This is a genomic window from Aeromonas sp. s8, assembly GCF_040907785.1.
Taxonomy (GTDB): Bacteria; Pseudomonadota; Gammaproteobacteria; order Enterobacterales; family Aeromonadaceae; genus Aeromonas; species Aeromonas veronii.
Window position 1 is genome coordinate 251,554 of sequence record NZ_JBFOCL010000057.1, and the last position, 8,532, is coordinate 260,085.

Annotated in this window: 8 protein-coding genes and 3 tRNA genes; 1 reads left to right on the top strand and 10 read right to left on the bottom strand. The window is 60.5% G+C overall.

All coding sequences use genetic code 11. The features are described 5' to 3' along the window. Window positions 1–27 precede the first annotated feature (27 nt). The 7 genes from AB5Y86_RS20520 to pnuC form a co-directional block, all read right to left on the bottom strand. Entirely contained in the window at window positions 28–1,668 is a 1,641-nt protein-coding gene (locus AB5Y86_RS20520) for an alpha-glucosidase (protein WP_368193930.1), read from the bottom strand. Between the two features lie 200 nt (window positions 1,669–1,868). Further along, entirely contained in the window at window positions 1,869–2,270 is a 402-nt protein-coding gene (locus AB5Y86_RS20525) for a DUF1622 domain-containing protein (RefSeq protein ID WP_047437940.1), read from the bottom strand. Window positions 2,271–2,331: 61 nt separating this feature from the next. After that, window positions 2,332–3,252 carry an alpha/beta hydrolase gene (locus AB5Y86_RS20530; RefSeq protein WP_368193931.1) on the bottom strand — a complete coding sequence of 307 codons (921 nt, stop codon included), beginning with the start codon at window positions 3,250–3,252 and terminating at the stop codon, window positions 2,332–2,334. 87 nt (window positions 3,253–3,339) lie between these two features. Next, on the bottom strand, window positions 3,340–3,666 hold the full coding sequence (gene yqfB, locus AB5Y86_RS20535; RefSeq protein ID WP_368193932.1) for a N(4)-acetylcytidine aminohydrolase: 327 nt from the start codon (window positions 3,664–3,666) through the stop codon (window positions 3,340–3,342). 42 nt (window positions 3,667–3,708) lie between these two features. Beyond that, window positions 3,709–4,380 (bottom strand): Crp/Fnr family transcriptional regulator, encoded by a 672-nt coding sequence (locus AB5Y86_RS20540; RefSeq protein ID WP_368193933.1) that lies wholly within the window; start codon window positions 4,378–4,380, stop codon window positions 3,709–3,711. Between the two features lie 105 nt (window positions 4,381–4,485). Continuing rightward, the gene (locus tag AB5Y86_RS20545; protein ID WP_368193934.1) at window positions 4,486–5,211 is read right to left on the bottom strand and encodes a nucleoside phosphorylase; all 726 of its coding nucleotides are present in this window, start codon (window positions 5,209–5,211) and stop codon (window positions 4,486–4,488) included. 3 nt (window positions 5,212–5,214) lie between these two features. Continuing rightward, window positions 5,215–5,931, bottom strand: coding sequence for a nicotinamide riboside transporter PnuC (pnuC, locus tag AB5Y86_RS20550; RefSeq protein WP_368193935.1), 717 nt, complete (start codon window positions 5,929–5,931; stop codon window positions 5,215–5,217). 263 nt (window positions 5,932–6,194) lie between these two features. Here pnuC and AB5Y86_RS20555 point away from each other — a divergent pair, with 263 nt between their 5' ends. Continuing rightward, on the top strand, window positions 6,195–8,027 hold the full coding sequence (locus AB5Y86_RS20555) for an SLC13 family permease (RefSeq protein WP_368193936.1): 1,833 nt from the start codon (window positions 6,195–6,197) through the stop codon (window positions 8,025–8,027). A 218-nt stretch (window positions 8,028–8,245) separates the two neighbouring features. Here the strand turns inward: AB5Y86_RS20555 and AB5Y86_RS20560 are convergent. The 3 genes from AB5Y86_RS20560 to AB5Y86_RS20570 form a co-directional block, all read right to left on the bottom strand. Beyond that, window positions 8,246–8,329, bottom strand: a tRNA-Leu gene (locus AB5Y86_RS20560). An 8-nt stretch (window positions 8,330–8,337) separates the two neighbouring features. Beyond that, a tRNA-Met gene (locus AB5Y86_RS20565) sits at window positions 8,338–8,414 on the bottom strand. 39 nt (window positions 8,415–8,453) lie between these two features. Further along, a tRNA-Gln gene (locus tag AB5Y86_RS20570) sits at window positions 8,454–8,528 on the bottom strand. Between the last annotated feature and the right edge of the window lie 4 nt (window positions 8,529–8,532).

An 8,532-nucleotide genomic window follows, 5' to 3' on the forward strand; every position in this document is an offset into this window, starting at 1 on the left:
CCATTGGCATGGCCCGTCAACACGGGGTTAACCCTGATCCACTTGCAGCCAGATGGCGCACTGATAAGGGGCGAAGAGTGGCAGTGGTTCGCTTGGGTAATTGGCCAGCAGCAACCGCATCTCGTCTGCCACCTTATCGAAGTGGGGCATCGGCAATGGGCTGGTCGTGAGATTGGCGAGCAGCAGCAGGGTGTGCCGCTCTCCGCTGGCCGGATCCTGCCAGTGGCGGCGATAGCTGATGCGCTCGGGATCATCCCCATCCAGCAGCTCGAAATTGCCGTGGCGAACGACAGGGTGAGCCTTGCGCAGGGCGATGAGCTGGCGATAGCAGTGAAACGGCGAGTCGGGGTGGACCAGCTGCTCGGCGGCATTTATCTCGACGTGGTTGGCATTGAGGGCGATCCAGGGCGTGGCTGTGCTGAAACCGGCGTGGGGGCCGCCGTTCCACTGCATCGGGGTACGGGCGTTATCGCGGCCGATGGCATCGAGCCGCCGACTCAGCTCGGCAGGATCCAGCCCTGACTGGCTGGCGCGGTAGTTGATCGCCTCCACATCGCGCAGCTCGCCCGGCTGCCAGTGGCGGTTGGTCATGGCGAGCTCCTCCCCCTGATAGATGAAGGGAGTGCCCTGCATCATGTGCAGCACCATGGCCCACAGCTTGGCGCTGGTTTCCCGCCACTCAGGCCTGTCATCGCCAAAGCGGGAGACGGCGCGGGGCAGGTCGTGGTTGCCGAGAAACAGGCTGTTCCAACCACGCCCGTGCAGCCCTTGCTGGTGGCGGGCCATGGCTCGCTTGAAGGCGAGTGGATCAAAGTGGGATGACCACTTGTCACTGCCGAGCCCCAGATGCTCGAAGTTGAACACCATGCTGAACTCGCTGCCATCGTGGTTCGAATAGTTCAGCATATGGGCGAGATCGGCCCCCCAGGTCTCCCCCACCGTGATGATCCCCTTGCCGCCGAAGCTCGCGGCATTGAGCTCGCGGATATAGTCGTGCAGGCGCGGGCCGTTGCTCATGGCCAGTCGGTCCCACTCCTTGCTCACCATGTCGATCACATCGAAGCGAAATCCCTTGATCCCTTTGCCCAGCCAGAAGTTGATCACCTCTGCCATTTCGGCCCGCACCGCCGGGTTGTCCCAGTCCAGATCGGCCTGACTCGCGTCGAAGTTGTGCAGGTAGTAGCGATCAAGCGCTGGCACATACTGCCAGCCGCTGCCGCCAAAAATCGAGGTAATGGGGTGGGCATCGACAAAGGTTTGATCCCGGAATACGTAGTAGTCCTGATAGCGGGGATCCCCCGCCAGCGCTTTCACAAACCACTCGTGCTCGGTGGAGGTATGGTTGGCGACTATATCCATCATGATGCCGATGCCGTGAGCGGCCGCTTCGGCTATCAGCATTTCCATCTCGGCCAGGGTGCCGAAGGCGGGGTCGATGGCACGGTAGTCCGCCACGTCATAGCCGTTGTCCCGTTTGGGGGAGCGATAGATGGGGGTGAGCCAGAGCATATCGACCCCGAGGGTGGCCAGATAGTCGAGGCGCTGACGGATGCCGTTGATATCGCCCATGCCGTCGCCATCGCTGTCCTGAAAACTAATGGGGTAGATCTGGTAGATGACACAGCTCTCGAGGTCGATATCGGGCGTGTGAAGGGAGTGCGTATTCATCAGCTTGGCCGGTTGGGGGAGAAGATTTTCTATCTTACGCAGATGAACGGGCAGTCAACAGGGCAGGGGAAACCTTGAAAAGGGTTCCATTGTTGGCTGATTTCCAAAAGTGCGGGGAGGGTCACAAAGGCGCCATCCCGAGCCACGGAGGTGGTCGGGATGGCACGGCACTTAGCGCTGATGCACCGCAGCGATACAGGCTATTGAGCAGCCTTGGCCTGCTCGCTGCGCTGCTCCTGCTGGCGTTCTGCCTTCTCTTGTTGGCGCTCCGCTTGTGCTTCCAGCTCCTTGCCGAGGAAGTAGTTCAGGAAGGTGCGGATCACCGCGATGATGGCAAGGCGGATCAGCTCCTCCTTGCTCGGCGCGACCGTGGTGGCCAGGATGTCTGCGGCGAGCTGGAACTCCAGCGCCAGAATGAGCCAGCTGCCAAAGCAGAGACGAATGCGCGGAAAGCCGGGCTGGTGATCCCGCACTCTTGCCGCCAGCCAGAGGGTTTTGCCAAGCCCTATTACCACACAGGCGATGGAGATGATCTCCAGCAGCAGCTGGAACAGCTCGACCCCGTGCATCATCCCCTCTTTCAGGCTTGCTATCTCAAACACTCGGGTCACCTCCCTGATTTAAAAGAGGACACTATTAACACATCGCTCGGCAAAGGCCAAATCAGAGTCTCCTGATAAGCAGTGAGAGCTGTTCGATGAGCTGACGCGCCGCGGGGCTGACTCTGGCCAGTTGGAAGAAGCCGTGTATAACACCTAGTTGCCGCTGACAGGTAGCCGTGACACCGGCTTGCAGCAGTTTGCGATAGAAGGCTTCCCCCTCATCGCGCAGCGGATCATATTCCGCCGTTACGATATGGGTCGGCGGCAATCCCGACAGGGCAGGATGGTGGAGAGGGCTGGCTTCGGGGTGAGTGACGGGTAGCTCGCCCAGATAGGCGTGAAAACCGCTTAACAGCATGTCGCGGGTGATGAGGTAGTCATCCCCTAGCTGCCGATAGCTGTCACTGTCGCCCGCAGCATCGAGCATCGGATAGATGAGCAGTTGGGCGGCAGGCAAGGGGGCGCCTCGCTCCTTGAGTCGCAAGGTGGTGATCAGGGCTAGGTGGCCGCCAGCACTGTCGCCCGCAAGGGCAATCCTTGCCGGATCCCCATGCCATTTCTCCACATCGGCCATGATGGCGAGCGTGGCTGCCAGTGCATCATCGTGGGCGGCAGGATAGGTGTGTTCAGGTGCAAGGCGGGTATGTACCGCAAACACCAGTGCCTCGGCGCGATTGCACAGCATCCGCATTTGGCGGTCATGGGTGTCGAACTCGCCGCTGACAAAACAGCCGCCATGAAAGTAGATCAGGGCCGGACGGCTTGTACTTGAGGTTGGCGCTGGTTGATAGAGGCGAACGGAATAATGGCCGTTTTGCCACTCTTCGACAGAGCCAACCTCTTCCCGTTCACCACCCAATACGGCTGAAGCAAGATAGCCTTCACGCCGCTCTTGCCAGCTCAGGCTGCTCGCCTTGGGGCGGCCTGCTGCAACGAACTCCACCACCATGGCCGCAATGGCCGGTTCAAGTTGTGTTTCCATAACGTACCAATGACTGTATATAAAAACAGTTATTTTGCGCTTTTAGCCAGAGAGCGCAACCGGCGTTAGCTGGGGCAGCTCACAAAATCAGGCTTCAATCAGCTGGAATTCAATCACATAGAGCGGCGGTAGATCGGGGTAGATATCCCTGATCACCTGTTTGAGCTCGGGGAGGGTCATGTTCTCCTGACGGGCGTGCTCGTCGTTCAGTTCATCGAAGGCGACCGCCTTGACCGAGAGCACCTCGATGGTGCCGAAGGGCTGGTGCTCCGGGTTGGTGAACAGCGCCAGCCGCTGGCCGGGCTGCCAGTTGGCCTCGCTCTCGTCGCGGATGGTGATGGTCTTGCGGCCCGCCTGAATATCGGCGACGAAGCGGCTGAAGAAGGTGAACTCTGGATAGGTGTGAGCAGACATGGTGACTCCTGACAGGGTGAATCGAAATGGGGTGAATGGAAATCAAAGGTCGAGATAGGCGCGCAGCCTGGCCAGATCGGCGATAACGGGGCCATCGCTGCCGTCGGCAACTATGCCCTGTTCGACCAGCTCCTTGAGGGCGCGGCGGTAGACCCGCTCTGTGGTGCCGAAGCGCGCTGCCTCGTGGGCCCGCTTGCGTGACCCCAGCATGGGGGTGCGCTGGCGTTCTCGCCACAACTCGTAGGCGATGTTGTAGGCGATGGGGTGGAGCAGGCGGCTGGTGGTGATCTCCAGGGTATCGAGATAGTCGCTGGCAAGTGCGGCGGCGAAAAAGAGGGTCAACTCAGGTTCTGCCAGCAGGCGCAGGGCTAGTTTGTTGGCGCAGATGACCCGGGCATCCAGCTCGGTCTCGGCCACCACGTTCCACTGCACCGGAGTGGCGCTGAAGAACTCCATCTCACCGAAGATCTGGTTGTGACACTCAATCTCGCCGAGCTGGAAGCGGCGGCCAGAGTGTACCGTGCTGTTGAGGGAGACCCGGCCACGTTCGACCAGATAGAGCTGCTTGCTCTGCTCCCCCTGCCGCATGATCGATTCGCCCGGCAGGTAACGGCGCAGAAACATGGTGCACGCTTCCAGCGCCGTGGCAAAGCGGGGTTCAAGCTGCTGGAGTTCGGCGTGAAAACGGCCGAGGGGGTAGGGCTGTTGCTGCATGACTTGCCTGTCGCACCGGATGACGAGGGGCATGAGGCTAGCAAGAGTGCGGGCCGGATACCAGCCCGCACGGTAGCGGATGTGCCGCAGTTAACGGTTTACGGTTTATTGCACCAGGGCGTGGAGGGCAGCCGCGATGGCGTGCTGCTCACCGGCCATCATCGCCTGTTCGGCGCTGGCATAATCCGCTACCCCTTGTTGCACATCCTGCTCGAACAGCACCACGTTGCAGAGCACAGCGGCGACCCGCACCTTGCGCAGGCGGCCCACGGTCAGCAGGGAGGCTGTCTCCATATCGGCGCCGAGCACGCCACGGGCATGCCAGTAGCGGCACACCTCCTGCTCGTCATCCCGATAGAAGCTGTCGTGGGAGCGTACCAGCCCGTGCCAATGAGGCTGGCTGCTAGTGGCCACATGGTTGAGCAGGGCCGCTTGCAGCCAGATATCGGCGCAGGCGGGGTACTCGGCGGGCAGATAGGCCTGTGAGGCGCCCTCATTGCGAACCGCCCCTTCCACCACGATAAGGTCGCCGAGTCCGATGTCGTGTTGCAGGGCACCGGCGGAGCCGACCCGAATGAGCGAGCGGGCACCGGCTTGCACCAGCTCCTCCAGCGCTATGATGGCCGAGGCGCCGCCGATGCCGGTGCTGCAGACCGTGATGGGCAGCCCCTGATAGCGGCCGTTGATGAGGCGAAACTCCCGGTTTTGCCCCAGCACCTCACACTCTTCAAGCTGGCTGGCGATGCGATCGACCCGGGCCGGGTCGCCGCACAGTACCACCCGCTCGGCAATCTGGTCGGGGCGGCACTGGAGATGGGGTAACAGACTCATGGCTTACAGACCTTGTGGCTGGCGCTTGGCGGCAATCACCCAGAGGCGAGTGCCGTTGGCGGCGATAAACAGCAGGATCAGGTACTCCAGCGACATGGCGTAGACGCCCTGCGCCGCATAGACACCGATGCTGATGATGTTGATGACGACCCAGAGGATCCAGTTCTCCACGTATTTGCGGGTCATCAGGATCTGGGCGATCACCGAGAGCACCGTCATGCTGGCATCCCAGAAGGGGAAGGCATCGGGGGAGGGCTCGGGGGTGGCAAGGTTGGCACCAAACAGGTTGAGCAGGGAGACCGAGGCGCGTGCCAGGGTGGCGAAGACCGGGTCGATATAGCGGGTCAGCAGGGCGATGGCCAGCACGCTCACGGCGGCGGTCACCATCAGTTTGGATCTGCTGAGCCAGCGGATCTGCAGGGTATCCCCTTGCTCGTTGGCGGGGCGGGTCCAGGCGTACCAGCCGTAGACGTTGGCGCAGAAGAAGAACAGCTGCAACATCAACAGTCCGTAGAGCTGGATCTGGAAGAAGATGATGGCAAACAGGCTGACGTTGATCAGACCGAACAGGTAGTTGATGGTCTTCTCCTGACTGGCGAACCAGATACAGGCCAGCCCGAACAGGGTGCCGATGGCTTCAATCCATGACATGGCATAGCCGCCACCCAGCGGTATGGTCACCAGCGTGTTATTGATGCTGAACAGCTCGAATATGCTCATTTTCTGATCCTTGGGCATGAGGGTTAGTATGCGAGGGCGCCATTCTAAGGGGTGAGGGGGAGGAGGGGCAGGACTTTTGTCCGCCCCGTACTTGGCCCATATCAAAGAAATCGCCACTGGTGCCCGGTTATTCCAGCAGTGATGGGTTATGGGGCCCCGGCGGGCCGGACTTTATTGATATGTAGCAAGATGATAGCGCCATGGCTGTGGTCTGATAGAGTCCACTCTCCGGGAGGAGAATCACGTGATAAAAGGAGGTTGTATTGAATTCCGAGCTTGTCTGGGTGCTCTGTCTGCTGGCTGGCGCCATCTATCTCTTTATGACCAACAAGGTGCGCATGGACGTGGTCGCCCTGGGCGTGGTCATCCTGTTTGTGCTGAGCGGCACCCTCACCCTGCCAGAGGCGCTGGCAGGCTTTAGCGATCCCAACGTCATTCTGATTGCCGCCCTGTTTGTGGTGGGTGAGGGGCTGGTGCGTACCGGCATCGCCTATCAGGTGGGGGATGCATTGGTGAAGGTGGCGGGTAGCAGCGAGACCAAGCTGCTGGTGTTGCTGATGGTAGCGGTGGCGAGTCTGGGGGCAGTGATGAGCAGCACCGGAGTGGTGGCCATCTTTATCCCGGTGGTGCTGAGCGTGGCGAACCGGATGGGGATCCCGGCCGGTCGCCTGATGATGCCCCTCGGTTTTGCCGGGCTGATCAGCGGCATGATGACGCTGGTGGCCACCCCCCCCAACATGGTGGTTAACAGTGAACTGATGCGTCACGGCATTCACGGTTTTGGGTTCTTCGATTTCACCCCCATGGGCCTGCTGATCCTGGGGCTGGGCATCCTCTACATGCTGCTGGTGCGCGGCTCCTTGGTGGGCGAAGGGGAAGAGGGCAAGGGCAAGCTGACCGGGCGCCGCACCCTGCGCGATCTGATCCGAGACTACCGATTGGCCGGTCGTGCCCGTCGTCTGGCGCTGCGGCCGGACTCCCCGCTGATTGGCCATACCCTGGATGAACTGCAACTGCGTGCCCGCTATGGTGCCCACGTCATCGGGGTGGAGCGTTGGCGCAAGTTTCGCCGGGTGATGGTGCCGGTGTCGGGGATCAGTGAATTTCAGGCGAAGGATGTTCTGCTGATCGACATGTCAGACCCCGAGGTGGATGTGCGGGCGTTTTGCAGCGAGGCGCGGCTCGAGCCGATGATACTGCGCGGGGAGTACTTCTCCGATCAGGCGCGGGAGGTGGGAATGGCCGAGGTGTCGCTGATCCCAGAGTCCAAGCTGCTGGGTAAAAGCGTGCGTGAGGTGACCTTCCGCTCCAGCTATGGCCTGAGCGTGGTGGGGCTGCGCCGCGACGGTGAGGCACTGGCAGGCAAACTGGTGGACGAGCCGCTGCAGATGGGGGACACCCTGCTGGTGGTAGGGAACTGGAGCCACATCAGACAGTTGCAGACCCATAGCCGCGACTTTCTGCTGATGGGGCTGCCCGCCGAAGTGGACGAGATGGCCCCCGCCCGCAGTCAGGCTATTCATGCCCTCTTCTGTCTTGGAGTGATGATCCTGCTGATGGTGACCGATCCGGTGCCCAACGTGATTGCCGCGCTGATCGCCTGTCTGCTGATGGGCAAGTTTCGCTGCATCGACATGGAGAGTGCCTACAAGTCGATCCACTGGCCGACCCTGATCCTTATCGTCGGCATGCTCCCCTTTGCGCTGGCGCTGCAAAAAACCGGCGGGGTGGATCTGATCGTCGGTGGTCTGATCAATGCGGTAGGGGAGATGGGGCCGCGGGTCATGCTGGCCAGCCTGTTTGCCCTCTGCGCGGTGATCGGGCTCTTTATCTCCAATACAGCGACGGCTGTATTGATGGCGCCCATTGCGCTGGGCACGGCCCAGCAGATGGGGGTATCGCCCTATCCGTTTGCCATGACCATTGCCATCGCCGCCTCGGCCGCTTTTATGACGCCGGTCTCGTCACCGGTCAATACCCTGGTGCTGGGGCCGGGCAACTACAAGTTTGCCGATTTTATCCGTATCGGGGTGCCATTCACCCTGTTGGTGATGGCGGTGAGTGTGGTGGCGATCCCCTGGTTCTTCCCGTTCTGATAACCGGGATGATGAATGTGTGCACCAGCGGCCTGCGGGCCGCTTTTTTATGGCCGGGAGACAAGAATAGCAAGGCGTGCTCGGAATAAATGAAGAGGGACGTGAACGTGAATTAACGTGGAGCTGGGTTAATAGAGGCGCGAGAGAAAAACTGGGGAGAGGCAAATTTCAGATACAAAAAAACCAGCGTGAGCTGGTCTGTTTGGTACTGCTATTAATGGTGCGGAAGGAGAGACTCGAACTCTCACGCCTAGGGCGCCAGAACCTAAATCTGGTGCGTCTACCAATTTCGCCACTTCCGCAATATTAATGGTGGCTATGACGGGATTCGAACCTGTGACCCCCGCATTATGAGTGCGATGCTCTAACCAACTGAGCTACATAGCCGTTTGTTATCGACCACAGATGTGGAAGAGAACAGAAAAATGGCTGGGGTACTAGGATTCGAACCTAGGGATGGCGAGATCAAAACCCGCTGCCTTACCGCTTGGCGATACCCCAACAG

Coding starts and splice junctions, on each gene's coding strand:
- pnuC (WP_368193935.1), bottom strand. CDS start 5,931: ATGAGCATATTCGAGCTGTTCAGCATCAATAACACGCTGGTGACCATA.
- AB5Y86_RS20545 (WP_368193934.1), bottom strand. CDS start 5,211: ATGAGTCTGTTACCCCATCTCCAGTGCCGCCCCGACCAGATTGCCGAG.
- yqfB (WP_368193932.1), bottom strand. CDS start 3,666: ATGTCTGCTCACACCTATCCAGAGTTCACCTTCTTCAGCCGCTTCGTC.
- AB5Y86_RS20540 (WP_368193933.1), bottom strand. CDS start 4,380: ATGCAGCAACAGCCCTACCCCCTCGGCCGTTTTCACGCCGAACTCCAG.
- AB5Y86_RS20530 (WP_368193931.1), bottom strand. CDS start 3,252: ATGGAAACACAACTTGAACCGGCCATTGCGGCCATGGTGGTGGAGTTC.
- AB5Y86_RS20520 (WP_368193930.1), bottom strand. CDS start 1,668: ATGAATACGCACTCCCTTCACACGCCCGATATCGACCTCGAGAGCTGT.